24 protein-coding genes are annotated in these 18,460 nt (G+C 63.3%); 23 read left to right on the top strand and 1 reads right to left on the bottom strand.

Features of this window, described 5'->3' with window-relative positions:
- The first annotated feature begins 94 nt into the window (after positions 1 to 94).
- Positions 95 to 2,155 carry an FAD-dependent oxidoreductase gene (locus ACVWYP_RS29820; protein WP_304495809.1) on the top strand — a complete coding sequence of 687 codons (2,061 nt, stop codon included), beginning with the start codon at positions 95 to 97 and terminating at the stop codon, positions 2,153 to 2,155.
- A 226-nt stretch (positions 2,156 to 2,381) separates the two neighbouring features.
- Positions 2,382 to 4,430, top strand: a complete 2,049-nt coding sequence (locus ACVWYP_RS29815) for an ABC transporter ATP-binding protein (protein WP_304495808.1) — start codon at positions 2,382 to 2,384, stop codon at positions 4,428 to 4,430.
- Positions 4,431 to 4,475: 45 nt separating this feature from the next.
- On the opposite strand, the gene ACVWYP_RS29810 is transcribed toward ACVWYP_RS29815, so the two are convergent.
- Positions 4,476 to 5,684, bottom strand: coding sequence for an FAD-dependent oxidoreductase (locus ACVWYP_RS29810; RefSeq protein ID WP_304495807.1), 1,209 nt, complete (start codon positions 5,682 to 5,684; stop codon positions 4,476 to 4,478).
- A 701-nt stretch (positions 5,685 to 6,385) separates the two neighbouring features.
- Here ACVWYP_RS29810 and rpsL point away from each other — a divergent pair.
- The 21 genes from rpsL to rplF all read left to right on the top strand — a co-directional run bounded on the left by rpsL (position 6,386) and on the right by rplF (position 18,456).
- Positions 6,386 to 6,757 (top strand): 30S ribosomal protein S12, encoded by a 372-nt coding sequence (gene rpsL, locus ACVWYP_RS29805; RefSeq protein WP_006611834.1) that lies wholly within the window; start codon positions 6,386 to 6,388, stop codon positions 6,755 to 6,757.
- A gap of 15 nt (positions 6,758 to 6,772) precedes the next feature.
- Complete coding sequence (gene rpsG / locus ACVWYP_RS29800) at positions 6,773 to 7,243, top strand: 30S ribosomal protein S7 (RefSeq protein WP_021081660.1); 471 nt, start codon at positions 6,773 to 6,775, stop codon at positions 7,241 to 7,243.
- 29 nt (positions 7,244 to 7,272) lie between these two features.
- On the top strand, positions 7,273 to 9,345 hold the full coding sequence (fusA, locus tag ACVWYP_RS29795) for an elongation factor G (protein ID WP_028339317.1): 2,073 nt from the start codon (positions 7,273 to 7,275) through the stop codon (positions 9,343 to 9,345).
- 40 nt (positions 9,346 to 9,385) lie between these two features.
- Positions 9,386 to 10,576 (top strand): elongation factor Tu, encoded by a 1,191-nt coding sequence (gene tuf, locus ACVWYP_RS29790; RefSeq protein ID WP_028339316.1) that lies wholly within the window; start codon positions 9,386 to 9,388, stop codon positions 10,574 to 10,576.
- 86 nt (positions 10,577 to 10,662) lie between these two features.
- Positions 10,663 to 10,971: a 30S ribosomal protein S10 gene (rpsJ, locus tag ACVWYP_RS29785; protein ID WP_002712302.1), complete on the top strand. Its 309-nt coding sequence runs from the start codon at positions 10,663 to 10,665 to the stop codon at positions 10,969 to 10,971.
- A 54-nt stretch (positions 10,972 to 11,025) separates the two neighbouring features.
- Positions 11,026 to 11,745, top strand: a complete 720-nt coding sequence (gene rplC / locus ACVWYP_RS29780; RefSeq protein WP_028339315.1) for a 50S ribosomal protein L3 — start codon at positions 11,026 to 11,028, stop codon at positions 11,743 to 11,745.
- Position 11,746: 1 nt separating this feature from the next.
- On the top strand, positions 11,747 to 12,367 hold the full coding sequence (rplD, locus tag ACVWYP_RS29775) for a 50S ribosomal protein L4 (RefSeq protein WP_028339314.1): 621 nt from the start codon (positions 11,747 to 11,749) through the stop codon (positions 12,365 to 12,367).
- The gene (locus ACVWYP_RS29770; RefSeq protein WP_028339313.1) at positions 12,364 to 12,663 is read left to right on the top strand and encodes a 50S ribosomal protein L23; all 300 of its coding nucleotides are present in this window, start codon (positions 12,364 to 12,366) and stop codon (positions 12,661 to 12,663) included. Before rplD ends, ACVWYP_RS29770 begins: the two co-directional genes overlap by 4 nt.
- Positions 12,664 to 12,675: 12 nt before the next feature.
- Positions 12,676 to 13,509, top strand: coding sequence for a 50S ribosomal protein L2 (rplB, locus tag ACVWYP_RS29765; protein WP_018272138.1), 834 nt, complete (start codon positions 12,676 to 12,678; stop codon positions 13,507 to 13,509).
- 12 nt (positions 13,510 to 13,521) lie between these two features.
- Entirely contained in the window at positions 13,522 to 13,800 is a 279-nt protein-coding gene (gene rpsS, locus ACVWYP_RS29760) for a 30S ribosomal protein S19 (RefSeq protein WP_028335459.1), read from the top strand.
- A 10-nt stretch (positions 13,801 to 13,810) separates the two neighbouring features.
- Entirely contained in the window at positions 13,811 to 14,197 is a 387-nt protein-coding gene (gene rplV, locus ACVWYP_RS29755) for a 50S ribosomal protein L22 (RefSeq protein WP_016843750.1), read from the top strand.
- Between the two features lie 20 nt (positions 14,198 to 14,217).
- Entirely contained in the window at positions 14,218 to 14,919 is a 702-nt protein-coding gene (rpsC, locus tag ACVWYP_RS29750; protein ID WP_016843751.1) for a 30S ribosomal protein S3, read from the top strand.
- A gap of 30 nt (positions 14,920 to 14,949) precedes the next feature.
- On the top strand, positions 14,950 to 15,363 hold the full coding sequence (rplP, locus tag ACVWYP_RS29745; RefSeq protein WP_016843752.1) for a 50S ribosomal protein L16: 414 nt from the start codon (positions 14,950 to 14,952) through the stop codon (positions 15,361 to 15,363).
- A 5-nt stretch (positions 15,364 to 15,368) separates the two neighbouring features.
- Positions 15,369 to 15,575: a 50S ribosomal protein L29 gene (rpmC, locus tag ACVWYP_RS29740; RefSeq protein ID WP_016843753.1), complete on the top strand. Its 207-nt coding sequence runs from the start codon at positions 15,369 to 15,371 to the stop codon at positions 15,573 to 15,575.
- A 10-nt stretch (positions 15,576 to 15,585) separates the two neighbouring features.
- Positions 15,586 to 15,834 carry a 30S ribosomal protein S17 gene (gene rpsQ / locus ACVWYP_RS29735; protein ID WP_016843754.1) on the top strand — a complete coding sequence of 83 codons (249 nt, stop codon included), beginning with the start codon at positions 15,586 to 15,588 and terminating at the stop codon, positions 15,832 to 15,834.
- Between the two features lie 75 nt (positions 15,835 to 15,909).
- A complete protein-coding gene (rplN, locus tag ACVWYP_RS29730; protein ID WP_011473865.1) occupies positions 15,910 to 16,278 on the top strand; it encodes a 50S ribosomal protein L14 in 369 nt (122 codons plus the stop codon).
- Positions 16,278 to 16,592 carry a 50S ribosomal protein L24 gene (rplX, locus tag ACVWYP_RS29725; protein ID WP_016843755.1) on the top strand — a complete coding sequence of 105 codons (315 nt, stop codon included), beginning with the start codon at positions 16,278 to 16,280 and terminating at the stop codon, positions 16,590 to 16,592. Before rplN ends, rplX begins: the two co-directional genes overlap by 1 nt.
- Positions 16,585 to 17,142, top strand: a complete 558-nt coding sequence (gene rplE / locus ACVWYP_RS29720; protein ID WP_016843756.1) for a 50S ribosomal protein L5 — start codon at positions 16,585 to 16,587, stop codon at positions 17,140 to 17,142. The genes rplX and rplE overlap by 8 nt, the downstream gene beginning before the upstream one ends.
- A 46-nt stretch (positions 17,143 to 17,188) precedes the next feature.
- On the top strand, positions 17,189 to 17,494 hold the full coding sequence (rpsN, locus tag ACVWYP_RS29715; protein WP_016843757.1) for a 30S ribosomal protein S14: 306 nt from the start codon (positions 17,189 to 17,191) through the stop codon (positions 17,492 to 17,494).
- Positions 17,495 to 17,509: 15 nt separating this feature from the next.
- Positions 17,510 to 17,908: a 30S ribosomal protein S8 gene (gene rpsH, locus ACVWYP_RS29710; RefSeq protein ID WP_018272133.1), complete on the top strand. Its 399-nt coding sequence runs from the start codon at positions 17,510 to 17,512 to the stop codon at positions 17,906 to 17,908.
- Between the two features lie 14 nt (positions 17,909 to 17,922).
- The gene (gene rplF / locus ACVWYP_RS29705) at positions 17,923 to 18,456 is read left to right on the top strand and encodes a 50S ribosomal protein L6 (protein WP_028339311.1); all 534 of its coding nucleotides are present in this window, start codon (positions 17,923 to 17,925) and stop codon (positions 18,454 to 18,456) included.
- The last annotated feature ends 4 nt before the right edge of the window (positions 18,457 to 18,460 follow it).

Below are 18,460 nucleotides of genomic sequence, written 5' to 3'. Positions count from 1 at the left end.
GCAGTTTGTTCATCTTTCCTTCAGGCAAAAAAGTGCCTTTGCTAGGGTGACTTAGACCGGCTGTTTGGCTCGCGCCGGAGACGACGGAATCCATATGCTCGACTTGGCTATCGTAGGCGGCGGCCCCGGGGGGCTGATGAGCGCCTGGTATTTGAAGCGCAAACTCGGCGACCTCTGCCGCGTTACCATCTTCGAGGCGTCGAACCGCCTCGGCGGCAAGATCGTCACGCGCAAATTCGACACGGCGCCGGCGGTGTATGAGGCCGGCGTCGCCGAGATCTATGATTACTCGATGACGGGGCCGGACCCACTGCGCGAGCTGATCCAGCATTTCGGCCTGCAGACGATCCCGATGGATGCCGAGCAGGTGCAACTCGACGGCGAGCTGCTCGCCGACGTTCCCGGCATGCGCCGCAAATACGGGGCGAAGACCGCGGCCGCGATCGAGGCGTTCCGCAAGCGCTGCAGCGACCTGGTGTCGCCGATCGAATATTACGAGGGCGTCGGCGCCCACGACAACGAGCACCCGTGGGCCTACAAGACCGCCGAGCAGGTCCTCGACGAGGAGGTCGAGGACGCGACCGCCAAGCGCTTCTTCAAGGTGATGGCGCGTTCCGACATCGCGACCGAGAGTCACAACACCAACGGCCTCAACGCGCTGAAGAACTATGTGATGGACGTCGACGGCTATATCGGCCTGTATTCGATCCAGAACGGCAACGAGCAGCTGATCGATTGTCTGCGCTCGGAAGTCAGCGCCGACATCCAGCTCAACCATCGTGTGCTCAAGGTCGGCAAGACCGCCGATGGCCGCTACCAGCTCAACATGATGAACGGCAAGGGGCCGGAGACGCGCGACTTCGATCTCGTGCTGGTCTGCCTGCCGCACTCCTGGCTCGCGACCATGCGCTGGGACGGCGAACAGCTGCGCAAGTCGATGGTCAAGCACGTCGCCTATTTCGACCGTCCCGCGCATTATCTGCGGGTCTCGATCCTGTTCGACGAGCCGTTCTGGGGCGAGAAGATCCCGGGCGCCTGGTTCATGTCGGAAGCGTTCGGCGGCTGCTGCGTCTACAATGAGGGCGCGCGCCACGATGTCGGCAAGCACGGCGTGCTGAACTGGCTGATCGCAGGCTCGGATGCGCTTGCCTTCGCCAATCTCAGCGACCAGGAACTGATCGACGCCGCGTTGAAGTCGCTGCCGGCCTCGCTCGGCGATGCGCGCGAGCATTTCCTGGAAGGCAAGATCCATCGCTGGCTGTCGTCGGTCAACGCGCTGCCGGGCGGCTTGCCGGTGCGCGACGTCATGACCAACCACCGGCCCGAGCCGAAGGAGCACCCCGGCATCGTGGTGGTCGGCGACTATCTGTTCGATTCGACGCTGAACGGACTGCTCGATTCCTCCGATGCCGCGACCGACATCATCCTCACCGAGATGATGCGGCTGCGCCGTACCCGCGCGCAGGACGAGAGCGCGCTGTCCGACAAGATCGACCGCAGCTATTTCGACAATTATCGCGGCGCCGGGCCTTACAGCGAGGCCTGGCGCGACTTCACCGACCCGGCCTATCTGACGGACCTGATCAAGACGGTGTGGGGCAGGGCAAAGGGCTACAAGCTGCTGATCGCCGGCTCCGCCAGCGGCGAACTGGTCGGCGCGCTGCGCGAACGGGGCATCGATGCCTGGGGCATCGAGAACAACCGCTATATCCACGGCAAGACGCCGAAGGCGCTCAAGAAGTACAACAAGCTCGGCTCGATCGCCGACATGCCGTTCAAGGCCAACGAGTTCGACTTCGTGTTCGAGACCTCGCTGTGCCATCTCGGCGAGAAGCAGGTCGTGCGCGGGGTGCGCGAACTCAACCGCGTGGTCAAGACCGGCGTCGTGTTCGCGTCGGTGACCTCCGACATGGCGCCGGCGGTGATCGACCGCTACGACCTGCTGCGCGGGGTGAAGAAGCTCGGCACCTGGTGGGAGTGGTCGGAATTGTTCTTCGGCAACGGCTTCGACCTGTCGATGCACCGCCGCGACTGCACCGATGCGCTGTGGACATTGACGCTGGCCGCCAACAAGGGGCCGGGGCAGTGGTACGCCGACTCCGACAGCCTGCGCTATTCCTTCTTCGACAAGGTCGAAGCCGACCTCGACGACTAGCGGCATCGAGCGGAAGCCTTTGCCGCCAGGCGACCGGCCTTGTGTCAACCAGCTGTCAAACGGCGGCAATGCTGCGCTCCGCGAATCCGCGCGAGCGTGCGGCGGCGCGTCGGCCGTTCCAAACGCTTTGCCGAATTCGTCGTGATCGCATAGGATTACGGCCGCAGTGTTATCGGCTGCGGTTTCGATTTGCGGTCATGCCGGCCGTGGAGCATCGGTTGGTTTCATGGCGCCAAGACCTCCCTCATCAAGACCTCCTGCATCAGACGATCCGACGAAAGCGGCGGCCGACGATCCCGAGCTGAAGAAGAAGCCCGCGTCCGGTCCGCCCGCGGCGACCGTCTCCACGAAGCCAGCCGCGGCGCCGGCTGACGACGAAGAGGATGAGGACGCGGACGACGAGTTCGAGCTCGATGACGACGATGATGACGAGGACCTCGTCGTCTTCACCGCCAAGGAAGCCGCCGGCGCGCTCTCCACGATCTTTGGCTTCGTCAGGCCGATCCTGACGAACTACAAGAAGCCGTTCGCCTGCGTCGCCTTCGGCGTGCTGGTCGAGACGTTGTTCAACGTCATCATGCCGCTCAGCCTGAAATTCCTGATCGACGACGCGCTCGGCGAGGAGGACTTCGGAGCCCTCTACAAGATCCTCGGCGTGCTGGCGGTGGCCGGCATCGTCACCTCGATCATCGCCGTCTGGTACGAGCGCTGGGATGCGCGGCTTGCCGCCGGCATCATCGCCGACGTGCGGACGCGGCTGTTCGACCATGTCCAGAACCTGCCGTCGGCCTATTTCGCGCGCACCAAACGCGGCGAGATCCTGTCGCGCTTCTCGATCGATCTGTCGGCGTTCGAGGGTTCGGTCAAGACCTTTGCCAACAGCGCGGCGCTGCCGGGCCTCGAGCTGGTCGCGGGCATCATCCTGATGCTGTTCCTGAACTGGCAGCTTGCCGTGGTCGCCTTGCTGGTGTTTCCGATCACCCTGATCGGGCCGCGCATCCTGACGCCGAAGGCGGTGCAGGCCAATTACGAGCAGAAGCAGAACGAAGCCGCGCTGCTCGGAACGGTGCAGGAGAACGTTGCCGCCCAGGCGGTGGTGAAGGCGTTCAATCTGCAGCGCCGGGCGCTCGGCTGGTTCACGATGCGCAACCGCGACGTCCGGGCCAAGGCCGCGTCAGCCATGTTCCTGTCGACCATGGTGGAGCGCACCGTCACCATCGCGGTGCTGCTGCTCCACCTCGTGGTGCTGGCGATCGGCGCTTATCTCGCCACCAAGGGGCAGATCACCGTCGGCACCTTCGTGACCTTCGAGAGTGCGTTCTGGGAGGTGTCGTACAACATCGCCCATCTGATGCATTTCATCCCGGTGTCGATCCAGTCGGCGGCGGCGGTGCGGCACATCCAGGAACTGCTCGACGAGCCGACCCGCGGCGCCGACCGTCCCGGCGCGCCGGATCTGCCGCGCATCACCAACGACATCTCCTTCGATCGCGTCACCTTCCAGTATGAGGGGGCGCAGACGCCGGTACTCGACAATCTCAGCCTCAAGCTCAATGCCGGCAAGAGCATTGCGATCGTCGGTCCCAGCGGCTCGGGCAAGAGCACGCTGATCAACCTGATCCTGCGGCTCTACGTGCCGGACGAGGGCCGGGTCGCCATCGACGGCGTCGATATCCGCCGGGTGACGCGCGAGTCGCTGCGGGCGAGTATGGCGGTCGTGTTCCAGGAGAACATGCTGTTCAACATGTCGATCCGCGAGAACATCCGGCTCGGCAAGGAAGGCGCGACCGACGCGGAAGTCGAGGACGCCGCCCGGAAGGCCGAGATCCATCGCTACATCATGAGCCTGCCGCAGCGCTACGACACGCCGGTCGGCGAGCGCGGCGATACCCTGTCGGGCGGCCAGCGCCAGCGCATCGCGATCGCGCGCGCGATCATCCGCAACCCGTCCGTTCTGCTGCTCGACGAGGCGACTTCGGCGCTCGACCAGACCACGGAGGCTGCGATCAACCGCACGCTGCTCAAGGTCGCCGAGGGCCGCACCATGATCTGGTCGACGCACCGCCTGACTTCGGTGGTCGAGATGGACGAGATCATCGTGATCTCCGGCGGCAGGGCGATCGAACGCGGCTCGCACGCGGAACTGCTGGCCCGCAATGGCGTCTATCGCAAGCTGTGGGACGACCAGGGGCATCTGAATCACGATGAGGACGCCGACGACGCGGATGATGACGATGATGAAGATGAGGACGAAGACGAGGATGAGGAGGCGTGAGGCCCGCGCCGCGCCGCGGGCGATGGCCGAGCGCTAGATTCTATTTTACGCCCGGTCCGCGGCTTGCGGACGTTGCCGGAAGTGATTGGCCGGCCGCGTCGTTGACGCCGCCGCGGGGGTGTGCAGCCGGCGCAGCCAGCCCCGGCCGAGATAGCCGAAAAAGCGCGCCCAGCGCTGGGCCCGCCAGGCTGGCCCGCTGCCGACCGACACCTCGCGGAAGCTGAATGCCTTGGCGTTCGACCAGGCGTCGCAGGCGGTCTTGACCGGATCGTCGTAGAACGCGGCGATCTTGTCCTCGCCCATGCCGTCGGTCGACAGCCAGGCCGGGATGTGGACGTTGCAGAGCTGGGCGACGTCGGTGAACACCTTGTCGGTGCCGGTGCCGGTGACGGGGCAGGTGCTGGCGAAGGCATCACCGACCAGCACGATGCCGGCCTGCCGATAGCCGGTGCTGACATAGATATCGGCGGGCCTGATCTTGATGTCGCCCGCGATGTCGAACTCGCCGGCGAGCCGGCGCAGCCGCGGCAGCGCGGCGTTCAGCGTCTCGACCGGATTGCGCCGCATCGCCCGCAGCCAGGGATCGTCGGCCTTGCGATAGGTGAAGAGGTTGGCGCGCATCCGGTCTCCGACCGGAAACAGCGTGATGTAGGGGATGCGGTCGCTCGGCCGCTCCGAGAAATAGGTCATGGCCGCGAACGGGAAGGCGGGGCGGCCGACGGGGACGAAATCGAAGCCGAGCGAGATCGAGTGGCAGAAGCTCGTGACCAGCCGCTCGATGCCGAGCATCCGGCGCAACCCGACATTCAGGCCGTTGGCAAGCACCACGAGGCGCGCCGAGATCTCCTCGCCATTGGCAAGCACGAGCCGCTGCCGCTCGGAGCTGGTCGCGACATTGACCACCTTGTCGCAGACGAATTCCGCCGGCCCCGCGATTTCGTTCCGAATCGCGGCGATCAGCGCGTCGTACATGATGCCGTATTGCCGGCTCGGCTGCCGGTCGAGCAGGCGGCCGAATCGCGCGATCCAGTTCTCGCCGTCCAGCGTCGCCGAGCGGAGCACCGACTCAGCAAGGCCGGTCCTGGCGAATCGCTCGAGCTGGAGGTCGCCGCCGATCTTTTCGACACGGAAATCGAACGGATAGACTTGGTGGGGATCGACCAGGACCGTCGGTATCCCGGCACGGCCGAGCATGGCGGCCGCGGTCGAGCCCGCAAGACCGCCGCCGATGATCGCGATGTCGGTATACCGCATAAGAGTTTCCGTGGCCGTGACCCCGATTTTTGCGCTGCGAATGGCAAATAAAGGCTTAGTTTCGAAGTTTGCCTTCAAGACCAACTTGGGGAGAGTTGTTTCTATCTATATTTTATCCGGGTATAATATGATTCCGCGCGCGCCCCGAAGATTCGGATGATAGGCGCGGGGAGGTCGGTCGACCGTCACATTTCGCCTTGCGCCGAACCTCGGCGAAATGCGAAATCTGCAAGTGCCAGAGGCGTTTCTTTGCTTGTCGTTTTGCTTGACTTCACTATCTCTCGATTATACAAGGCGCCCACTTAACGACAGGCGGTGAGCTACGCCAGCGTCGGAACGGAACACCCGATGGCCCTTTTTGAGGAGCCGGACGGGCACCAACCTCGACGAATGCCGCTCAAACGCTGTCGATGATAGCTAGGCAATGCCAGGACGATATTAGTTCTCTTGAGCACGTCCTCTTGAGAGTGAATTCGGATGCATGACCTCGGTGGCGGACCGAACAGCGAACGCTGATCGGTTCGGGATCGCGGTCCTCTGTGGCGTCGATGCGCTTTCCGCTCAGCGATGAGTGGTTGGCGCGATTTCGCTTTGCGCGGTTGTTTGTTCCGTGCCGAGCGGGCCGTGCGGGACGGCTAGTCCTGAGAAGAAATTTGCGGAGCCGTTCAAGGTTTTCGCGCGAACTAAAGGGTGAAGGCTGCATGCCGACGATCAACCAGCTGATCGCAAATCCGCGTGAAGTGCAGAAGTCGCGTAAGAAGGTGCCGGCGCTGCAGCAGTCGCCGCAGAAGCGCGGCGTGTGCACGCGCGTCTACACCACGACCCCGAAGAAGCCGAACTCGGCGCTTCGTAAGGTCGCCAAGGTGCGCCTGACCAACGGCTTCGAGGTGATCGGCTACATCCCGGGTGAGGGCCATAACCTGCAGGAGCACTCGGTGGTCATGATCCGCGGCGGTCGCGTCAAGGACTTGCCCGGTGTCCGCTACCACATCCTCCGCGGCGTGCTGGATACCCAGGGCGTCAAGAACCGTAAGCAGCGCCGTTCGAAGTACGGCGCGAAGCGTCCGAAGTAAGCGGGAAACGATCAGATGTCGCGTCGCCATTCTGCTGAGAAGCGTGAAGTTCTTCCGGATCCGAAGTTCGGGAACATCATCATTACGAAATTCATGAACTCGGTGATGTACGCCGGGAAGAAGTCGGTTGCCGAAAACATCGTCTACGGTGCGCTCGGCATGATCGAGGCCAAGACCAAGCAGCCCCCGCTCGGCGTGTTCGAGCAGGCGCTCGAGAACGTGATGCCGACCATCGAGGTTCGTTCCCGCCGCGTCGGCGGCGCGACCTATCAGGTCCCGGTGGAAGTCCGTTCGGTGCGCCGTCAGGCGCTCGGCATCCGCTGGCTGATCTCGGCCGCCCGCGAGCGCAACGAGAAGACCATGACGGAGCGCCTCTCGGCTGAGCTGCTCGATGCCTCGAACAATCGCGGCAACGCCGTCAAGAAGCGTGAAGACGTGCACCGGATGGCGGAAGCCAACCGCGCCTTCTCGCACTATCGCTGGTAAGGCGAACAACGGAATTTAAGGAACAGCCTATGCCCCGCGTTCATGCCATAGAGAACTACCGCAACTTCGGTATCATGGCGCATATCGATGCCGGTAAGACCACGACCACCGAGCGCATCCTCTATTACACCGGCAAGAGCCACAAGATCGGCGAAGTGCACGAGGGTGCCGCGACGATGGACTGGATGGAGCAGGAGCAGGAGCGTGGCATCACGATTACCTCGGCTGCGACCACCGCGTTCTGGAACGGCAAGCGTCTGAACATCATCGACACCCCCGGCCACGTCGACTTCACGATTGAAGTCGAGCGTTCGCTGCGCGTGCTCGACGGCGCCGTTTGCGTTCTCGATTCCAACCAGGGCGTCGAGCCGCAGACCGAGACCGTCTGGCGCCAGGGCGACAAGTATAAGGTGCCGCGCATCGTCTTCGCCAACAAGATGGACAAGACCGGCGCCGATTTCTTCAAGTGCCTGTCCGACATCGTCGACCGCCTCGGTGCCAAGCCGATCGCGATCCAGCTTCCGATCGGCGCCGAGAACAACTTCAAGGGCCTCGTCGACCTGGTCGTCATGAAGGGCATCGTCTGGAACGATGAATCTCTCGGTGCCAAGTTCGACTATGTCGACATCCCGGAAGACATGATCGAGCAGGCCAAGGAATATCGCGAGAAGATGGTGGAAGCCGCCGTCGAGCTCGACGACGACGCTTTGGCTGCGTTCCTCGACGGCAAGGAGCCGGACGAGGCGACCCTGAAGCGCTTGATCCGCAAGGCTGTGCTCACCGGCGCGTTCTATCCGGTGCTGTGCGGCTCTGCGTTCAAGAACAAGGGCGTGCAGCCGCTGCTCGACGCGGTCGTCGACTACCTGCCGTCGCCGATCGACGTGCCCGCGATCAAGGGCATCGATGATGACGGCAACGAGGTCGTGCGCAAGGCGGACGACAAGGAGCCGCTGGCGCTGCTCGCGTTCAAGATCATGGACGACCCGTTCGTCGGCACCATTACCTTCTGCCGCATCTATTCCGGCGTCCTGCAGTCGGGCACCGGCGTGGTGAATTCGACCCGCGAGAAGAAGGAACGTATCGGCCGCATGCTGCTGATGCATGCGAACAACCGCGAGGACATCAAGGAAGCCTATGCCGGCGACATCGTCGCGCTGGCTGGCCTGAAGGAAGCGCGCACCGGTGACACGCTGTGCGATCCCGACAAGCCGGTCATCCTCGAGAAGATGGAATTCCCGGAGCCGGTGATCGAGATCGCGATCGAGCCGAAGTCGAAGGCCGACCAGGAAAAGCTCGGCGTGGCGCTTGCCAAGCTCGCCGCGGAAGATCCGTCGTTCCGCGTGTCGACCGACCAGGAGTCCGGCCAGACCATTCTCAAGGGCATGGGCGAACTGCATCTCGACATCAAGGTCGACATTCTCAAGCGCACCTACAAGGTCGACGCCAACATCGGCGCGCCGCAGGTGGCGTTCCGCGAGCGCGTGACCAAGAAGGCCGAAGTCAAGTACACGCACAAGAAGCAGACCGGCGGTACCGGTCAGTTCGCCGAAGTGTCGATCGTCGTCGAGCCGAACGAGCCCGGCAAGGGTTATGAGTTCGAATCGAAGATCGTCGGCGGTGCGGTGCCGAAGGAATACATCCCCGGCGTCGAGAAGGGCCTCAACAGCGTCATGGGCTCGGGTGTCGTCGCCGGCTTCCCGGTGGTGGACGTCAAGGTGCAGCTGGTCGACGGCAAGTATCACGACGTCGATTCGTCGGCACTGGCCTTCGAAATCGCATCGCGCGCCGCGTTCCGCGAAGCGCTGACGAAAGGCAAGTCCGTTCTGCTCGAGCCGATCATGAAGGTCGAGGTGGTGACCCCGGAAGACTACACCGGTTCGGTCATCGGCGATCTGAATTCCCGGCGCGGCCAGATCCAGGGCCAAGACATGCGCGGCAACGCCAACGTCATCAACGCGATGGTGCCGCTCATGAACATGTTCGGTTACGTGAATAACCTGCGCTCGATGAGCCAGGGTCGCGCAACCTTCACGATGCAGTTCGATCACTACGCCGAAGCTCCGGCGAACGTGTCGGCTGAAGTCCAGAAAAAGTTTGCTTGATTGTCGTTGGTTAGCAACTGACGACTGAACGGAGAGTCAAATGGCCAAAGCAAAATTCGAGCGTAACAAGCCCCACTGCAACATCGGCACCATCGGTCACGTCGACCATGGCAAGACCTCGCTGACCGCAGCGATCACCAAGGTGCTTGCAGAAACCGGCGGCGCGACGTTCACCGCCTACGACCAGATCGACAAGGCGCCGGAAGAGAAGGCGCGCGGCATCACGATCTCGACCGCTCACGTCGAGTACGAGACGCAGAACCGCCACTATGCTCACGTCGACTGCCCCGGCCACGCCGACTACGTGAAGAACATGATCACCGGTGCCGCCCAGATGGACGGCGCGATCCTGGTCGTGTCGGCTGCTGACGGCCCGATGCCGCAGACCCGCGAGCACATCCTGCTCGCCCGCCAGGTCGGCGTGCCCGCGCTCGTCGTGTTCCTCAACAAGTGCGACATGGTCGACGATCCCGAGCTGCTCGAGCTCGTCGAGCTCGAAGTCCGCGAGCTGCTCTCGAAGTACGAATTCCCGGGCGACAAGATCCCGATCATCAAGGGCTCGGCGCTCGCCGCCCTCGAGGACAAGGACAAGAAGCTCGGCCACGACGCCATCCTCGAGCTGATGCGCAATGTCGACGAGTACATCCCGCAGCCGGAGCGTCCGATCGACCAGCCGTTCCTGATGCCGGTTGAAGACGTGTTCTCGATCTCGGGCCGCGGCACCGTCGTTACCGGCCGTGTCGAGCGCGGCGTGATCAAGGTCGGCGAGGAAATCGAAATCGTCGGTATCCGCGACACCCAGAAGACCATCGTCACCGGCGTCGAAATGTTCCGCAAGCTGCTCGATCAGGGCCAGGCCGGCGACAACATCGGTGCGCTGCTCCGCGGCACCAAGCGCGAGGAAGTCGAGCGTGGCCAGGTGCTGTGCAAGCCCGGTTCGGTCAAGCCGCACACCAAGTTCAAGGCTGAGGCTTACATCCTCACCAAGGAAGAGGGCGGTCGCCACACCCCGTTCTTCACCAACTACCGTCCGCAGTTCTACTTCCGCACCACCGACGTGACCGGTGTCGTGCACCTGCCGGAAGGCACCGAGATGGTGATGCCGGGCGACAACATCGCGATGGAAGTGCACCTGATCGTGCCGATCGCGATGGAAGAGAAGCTGCGCTTCGCGATCCGCGAAGGCGGCCGCACCGTCGGCGCCGGCGTCGTCGCCGCGATCATCGAGTAACTACGCGAATAGGGAATGGCGAGTAGCGAGTGGGTCACTCCATTCGCTATTCGCTACTCGCCACTCACTAAAGAAAGAATACGGCAATGAACGGCCAAAATATTCGCATCCGTCTCAAGGCGTTCGACCATCGAATCCTCGATACGTCGACCCGTGAGATCGTGAACACGGCGAAGCGCACCGGTGCGCAGGTTCGCGGACCGATTCCGCTGCCGACCCGCATCGAGAAGTTCACCGTCAACCGTTCGCCGCACGTTGACAAGAAGAGCCGCGAGCAATTCGAGATGCGCACCCACAAGCGCCTCCTCGACATTGTCGACCCGACCCCGCAGACCGTCGATGCGCTGATGAAGCTCGACCTGGCCGCCGGTGTCGACGTCGAGATCAAGCTCTAAGGTTTTGGATTTTTACGTCCGCCGCTTGCGGACAGAAAGACAGGAAGCACGCCGATGCGCTCCGGAGTGATCGCACAAAAGGTCGGGATGACGCGGGTCTTTACGGAGACCGGCGAGCATATCCCTGTGACCGTGCTGAAGTTGGGCAACTGCCAGGTGCTTGGCCACCGCACGACCGAGAAGAACGGCTATGTCGCTCTTCAGCTCGGCTCGGGCGCCCGCAAGACCGTGTACATGCCCAAGGCCGAACGCGGTCAGTTCGCGGTCGCCAAGGTCGAACCGAAGCGCAAGGTCGCCGAGTTCCGCGTGTCCGAGGACGCGCTGATCCCGGTCGGCGCGGAAATCCAGGCGGACCATTTCGTGGTCGGCCAGTTTGTGGACGTCACCGGCACCTCGATCGGTAAGGGCTTCGCCGGCGGCATGAAGCGCTGGAATTTCGGCGGTCTGCGCGCCACCCACGGTGTGTCGGTCTCGCACCGTTCGATCGGTTCGACCGGTGGTCGTCAGGATCCCGGCAAGACCTTCAAGAACAAGAAGATGCCCGGTCACATGGGCGTCGATCGCATCACCACGCTCAATCTGCGCGTGGTTTCGACCGACGTCGAGCGCGGCCTGATCCTCGTCGAAGGCGCCGTTCCCGGCTCCAAGGGCGGCTGGATCTCGGTGCGCGACGCGGTCAAGAAGCCGCTGCCGAAGGAAGCCCCGAAGCCCGGCAAGTTCAAGGTTGCCGGCGGCGACGCTGCCGAAGCTGTGGCCGAGAAGGAGGGCGTGTGAGATGGAACTGAAAGTCACCACCCTTGAAGGCAAAGACGCTGGCTCGGTCCAGCTCTCGGACGAGATCTTCGGTCTCGAGCCGCGCAAGGATATCATCCAGCGCTGCGTGCAGTGGCAGCTGAACAAGCGTCAGGCCGGTACCCACAAGGCCAAGGGCCGCGCCGAAATCTGGCGCACCGGCAAGAAGATGTACAAGCAGAAGGGCACCGGCGGCGCCCGTCACGGCTCGGCCCGCGTGCCGCAGTTCCGCGGCGGTGGCCGTGCGTTCGGTCCGGTTGTTCGCTCGCACGCGACCGACCTGCCGAAGAAGGTGCGCGCGCTCGCGCTGAAGCATGCGCTGTCGGCCAAGGCCAAGGACGGCGGGCTGATCGTGATCGACAATGCGCAGCTCGAGGCCGCCAAGACCAAGGCGCTGCTCGGTCACTTCTCCGGCCTCGGGCTCACCAACGCGCTGATCATCGACGGCGCCGAGCTCAACGCCGGTTTCGCGACCGCGGCCCGCAACATCCCGAACATCGACGTGCTGCCGATCCAGGGCATCAACGTCTACGACATTCTCCGCCGCCAGAAGCTGGTGCTGACCAAGGCTGCGGTTGATGCGCTGGAGGCGCGCTTCAAATGAAGAACATCGATCCGCGCCACTATGACGTCATCATCTCTCCCGTCGTGACGGAAAAGGCGACGCTCGCCTCCGAGCACAACAAGGTGATGTTCAAGGTCGCCGGCAAGGCGACCAAGCCGCAGATCAAGGAAGCGGTCGAGAAGCTGTTCGACGTCAAGGTGAAGAGCGTCAACACTCTCGTTCGCAAAGGCAAGACCAAGGTGTTCCGCGGCAATCTCGGCTCGCAGTCGGACACCAAGCGCGCGATCGTGACCCTGGAAGAGGGCCACCGCATCGACGTGACTACCGGACTATAAGGCGCAACGACGATGGCATTGAAAACCTTTAATCCTACGACGCCGGGCCAGCGCCAGCTGGTCATGGTCGATCGTTCGGCGCTCTACAAGGGCAAGCCGGTGAAGACGCTGACCGAGGGCAAGCTCGGCAATGGCGGTCGCAATAACACTGGCCGCATCACCGTGCGTTTCCGCGGCGGCGGCCACAAGAAGGCCTACCGCACCGTCGACTTCCGCCGCGACAAGGTGGACGTGCCGGCGGTCGTGGAGCGGCTCGAGTACGATCCGAACCGCACCGCCTTCATCGCGCTGATCAAGTATCAGGACGGTGAGCTGGCCTACATCCTGGCGCCGCAGCGTCTGGCGGCGGGCGACACCGTCGTCGCCGGCAACTATGTCGACGTGAAGCCGGGCAACGTCATGCCGCTCGGCAACATGCCGGTCGGCACGATCGTGCACAACATCGAGCTGAAGATCGGCAAGGGCGGCCAGCTGGCGCGCTCCGCCGGCACCTACGCCCAGATCGTCGGCCGCGACCAGGACTACGTGATCATCCGCCTGAACTCGGGCGAACAGCGTCTGGTGCACGGCCGTTGCCGCGGCACGATCGGCGCGGTCTCGAACCCGGATCACATGAACATCTCGATCGGCAAGGCCGGTCGTACCCGCTGGCTCGGCTGGCGTCCGCACAACCGCGGCGTCGTCATGAACCCGATCGATCACCCGCACGGCGGTGGTGAAGGTCGTACCTCGGGCGGTCGCCACCCGGTTACTCCGTGGGGCAAGCCGACCAAGGGCAAGAAGACCCGCACCAACAAGTCGACCAACAAATTCATTCTCCTCAGCCGCCACAAGCGGAAGAAGTAAGGAACGCCGGACATGGTTCGTTCAGTCTGGAAAGGCCCGTTCGTCGAAGGTTCTCTGCTCAAGAAGGCAGATGCCGCGCGCTCGTCCGGCCGTCACGACGTCATCAAGATCTGGAGCCGCCGCTCGACCATCCTGCCGCAGTTCGTCGGCCTGACGTTCGGCGTCTATAACGGCCACAAGCACGTGCCGGTGGCAATCAACGAGGAAATGGTGGGTCACAAGTTCGGCGAGTTCTCGCCGACCCGGACCTTCCACGGCCATTCGGGCGACAAGAAAGCCAAGAAGGCTTGAGGATTAACCGATGAGCAAACCAAAGCGCGAACGTAGCCTCGCGGACAATGAGGCCAAGGCCGTCGCCCGCATGCTGCGCGTCAGCCCGCAGAAGCTCAACCTGGTGGCGCAGCTGATCCGCGGCCGCAAGGCGTCCGCTGCGCTCGCCGACCTGCAGTTCTCGCGCAAGCGGATCGCGGTCGACGTCAAGAAGTGCCTGGAATCGGCGATCGCGAACGCCGAGAACAACCATGACCTCGAGGTTGACGATCTGGTCGTCGCCGAGGCGCATGTCGGCAATGGCATCGTGATGAAGCGTTTTGCTCCGCGCGGCCGTGGCCGTTCGGGCCGTGTGTTCAAACCGTTCTCGCACCTGACCATCGTGGTTCGTCAGGTCGAGGCCGAGGCAAGCGCCTAAGAAGGGCGCAGGAGAAGACGATGGGTCAAAAGATCAATCCAATCGGGCTGCGTCTCGGCATCAACCGGACCTGGGACTCCCGTTGGTTCGCCGGCAAGCAGGAATACGGCAAGCTGCTGCACGAGGACGTCAAGATCCGCGAGATCCTGCACAAGGAGCTCAAGCAGGCGGCCGTGGCCCGCATCGTGATCGAGCGTCCGCACAAGAAGTGCCGCGTGACGATCCACTCGGCCCGTCCGGGCGTCGTGATCGGCAAGAAGGGCGCCGACATCGACAAGCTGCGCAAGAAGGTTGCCGACATCACCTCGTCGGACGTCGTGATCAACATCGTCGAAATCCGCAAGCCGGAGCTCGACGCGACCCTGGTCGCTGAATCGATCGCCCAGCAGCTCGAGCGTCGCGTCGCGTTCCGCCGCGCCATGAAGCGCGCCGTGCAGTCGGCGATGCGTCTCGGTGCCGGTGGCATCCGCATCAACTGCTCGGGCCGTCTCGGCGGCGCCGAAATCGCGCGCATGGAGTGGTACCGCGAAGGTCGCGTGCCGCTGCACACGCTGCGCGCCGACGTCGACTACGGCGTTGCCACCGCGTTCACGACCTTCGGCACCTGCGGCGTCAAGGTCTGGATCTTCAAGGGCGAGATCCTCGAGCACGATCCGATGGCCCAGGACAAGAAGATGGCGGAAGGCGACAGCACGCCGCGTTCGCGCCGCGACGCCGCTTGAGGCAAAGCAGGAATTTGAGGGCTTAAAGCCATGATGCAACCTAAGAAAACGAAGTTCCGGAAGGCGCATAAGGGCCGTATCCACGGCGTTGCGACCTCTGGCGCGACGTTGGCGTTCGGCCAGTTCGGCCTGAAGGCGATGGAGCCTGAGCGCGTCACCGCCCGTCAGATCGAAGCCGCCCGCCGCGCGCTGACCCGTCACATGAAGCGCGCCGGCCGCGTCTGGATCCGCGTGTTCCCGGACGTGCCGGTGTCGAAGAAGCCCGCCGAAGTCCGCATGGGCTCCGGCAAGGGTGCCCCGGAATTGTGGGTGGTCCGGATCAAGCCGGGCCGCGTGATGTTCGAGATCGACGGCGTGCCGGTGCAGACCGCGAAGGAAGCGCTGTCGCTCGCCGCCGCCAAGCTGCCGATCAAGACGCGCTTCGTTGCGCGCATTGCGGAGTAATCGCCATGGCCGAGATGAAAGTTGAAGACATTCGCGCGATGAGCGACGACCAGCGGGAAGACGCGATCCTGAATTTGAAGAAGGAACGCTTCAACCTGCGTTTCCAGCGCGCCACCGGGCAGCTGGAGAACACCTCGCGGATGCGGGAAGCCCGCCGCGATATCGCTCGTATCAAGACCATCGCTGCCCAGCAGCGCGCGAAGAAGAAGTAAGGGGCCAGCTATGCCGAAACGTACTCTGCAGGGCGTGGTCGTCAGCGACAAGCAAGCCAAGACCATCGTGGTGCGCGTCGATCGCCGCTTCACCCACCCGATCTACAAGAAGACGATCCGCCGTTCCAAGAACTACCACGCGCACGACGAGAACAACCAGTTCAAGCCGGGCGACATGGTCTGGATCGAGGAATCGAAGCCGATCTCGAAGCTGAAGCGCTGGACCGTGGTCCGGGGCGAACACAAGAAAACGGCCTGATTACTTCGGCCTGGCCGAGGAAATTCAGGGAAATTTTGAGCGCGCTAAAGCGCAGAAAGAGGACGAGGTGCATCAATGATTCAGATGCAGACCAACCTCGACGTGGCCGATAATTCAGGCGCACGCCGTGTCATGTGCATCAAGGTTCTTGGAGGTTCCAAGCGCCGCTATGCCACCGTGGGCGACGTTATCGTTGTGTCGATCAAGGAAGCCATTCCGCGTGGCAAGGTGAAGAAGGGCGACGTGATGAAGGCCGTCGTGGTCCGGGTCCGCAAGGACATCCGCCGCGCCGACGGTTCGGTCATCCGCTTCGACCGCAACGCCGCCGTGCTGATCAACAATCAGTCCGAGCCGGTCGGCACCCGTATCTTCGGGCCGGTGCCGCGCGAGCTGCGCGCCAAGAACCACATGAAGATCATTTCGCTCGCGCCGGAGGTGCTGTGATGGCTGCCAAGATCCGCAAGGGCGACAAGGTCATGGTGCTCACCGGCCGCGACAAGGGTCGCACCGGCGAGGTGTTCGAGGTGCGTCCGGACGAGAACAAGGCTCTCGTTCGCGGCATCAATATGGTGAAGCGTCACCAGAAGCAGACCCAGACCCAGGAAGGCGGCATCATCTCCAAGGAGATGCCGATCGACCTTTCCAACATTGCGTATGTCGGCAAGGACGGAAAGCCGACCCGCATCGGGTTCAAGATTCAGGCCGATGGCAAGAAGGTTCGTGTTGCCAAGAGCTCGGGAGCAGAGATCGATGGCTGATACAGCTTACACGCCGCGTCTGCGCGCGGAGTATGACAAGAAGATCCGCGGCATGATGACCGAGAAGTTCGGTTATGCCAACGTGATGCAGGTGCCGCGCCTCGACAAGGTCGTGCTCAACATGGGCGTGGGCGACTCCGTCAACGACCGCAAGAAGGCCGAGACCGCCGCAGCCGAGCTGACCCAGATCGCCGGCCAGAAGGCGATCGTGACCTATTCGCGGATCGCGATCGCGACCTTCAAGCTGCGTGAGAACCAGCCGATCGGCTGCAAGGTCACGCTGCGCAAGACCCATATGTACGAGTTCATCGACCGCCTGGTGAACGTGGCGCTGCCCCGCGTCCGCGACTTCCGCGGCCTGAACCCGAAGAGCTTCGACGGCCGCGGCAACTATTCGCTCGGCATCAAGGAGCACATCATTTTCCCCGAGATCGACTTCGACAAGGTCTCGGAAGCGCGTGGCATGGACATCACGGTCTGCACCACCGCCAAGACCGACGACGAGGCGCGTGCCTTGTTGACCGCTTTCAATTTCCCGTTCCGGCAGTGAGTAGCTGAGCCAAAGCCACTCAAACGCGGATACCCAGGAGCCAAGCATGGCAAAGAAGAGTTCAGTCGAGAAGAACAACCGGCGCAAGCGGATGGCGAAGAACGCCGGCCCGCGCCGCGAGAAGCTGAAGGCGATCATCGCCGACAAGACCAAGCCGATGGAAGAGCGCTTCGCGGCGACGCTGAAGCTCGCCGAGATGCCGCGCAACTCGTCGCCGACGCGCATCCGCAACCGTTGCGAGCTGACCGGGCGTCCGCGCTCGAACTATCGCAAGAACAAGCTCTCGCGCATCGCGCTGCGTGAACTCGGCTCCAAGGGCCTGGTTCCCGGCCTCGTGAAGTCGAGCTGGTAAGGGAGGGTCGGAACAATGTCTACGCACGATCCGATCAGCGATCTCATCACCCGCATCCGCAACGCGCAGATGCGCTCCAAGTCCAAGGTCTCGAGCCCCGGCTCGAAGATGCGCGCAAACGTGCTCGAGGTGCTGAAGTCCGAGGGGTACATCCGCGGCTATGCCAGCGTCGAGCATGCCTCGGGCCGCAGCGAGCTCGAGATCGAGCTGAAGTATTTCGACGGCGAGCCCGTCATCCGCGAGATCGAGCGGGTGTCGAAGCCGGGCCGCCGCGTTTACGCCTCGGTGAAGAACCTGCCGCGCGTGAACAACGGTCTCGGCATTTCGGTGTTGTCGACGCCGAAGGGAATCATGGCTGACCACCAGGCGCGCGACGCCAACGTGGGCGGCGAAGTTCTCTTCACGGTGTTCTGAGGAAGGATTTTACGATGTCACGTATCGGCAAAAGGCCGGTGGCGATCCCGTCGGGTGTGACGGCGACCGTCGAGGGCCAGACCGTCAAGGTGAAGGGGCCGAAGGGCCAGCTTCAGTTCGTCGTGCATGACGACGTCGAGGTGAAGTTCGAGAACGGCCAGGTCAAGGTCGCTCCGCGGATCAAGACCAACCGCGCGCAGGCGATGTACGGCACCGCGCGCGCGCAGGTCGCCAACCTCGTCGAGGGCGTCACCAAGGGCTTCGAGAAGAAGCTCGAGATCACCGGCGTCGGCTACCGCGCCGCGATGCAGGGCAAGAACCTGCAGCTCGCGCTCGGCTACAGCCACGACGTGGTGTACGCGATCCCGGAAGGCATCACCATCGCGGTGCCGAAGCCGACCGAGATCACGATCACCGGCAACGATCCGCAGCGCGTCGGCCAGGTCGCCGCCGAGATCCGCGCCTACCGTCCGCCGGAGCCCTACAAGGGCAAGGGCGTGAAGTACGCCAACGAATTCATCTTCCGCAAGGAAGGCAAGAAGAAGTAACGGA

The sequence above is a fragment of the Bradyrhizobium sp. USDA 3262 genome, from assembly GCF_054060035.1.
The sequence above is the reverse complement of the archived record's forward strand: the minus strand, read 5'-3'. Positions and strand labels throughout refer to the sequence as shown.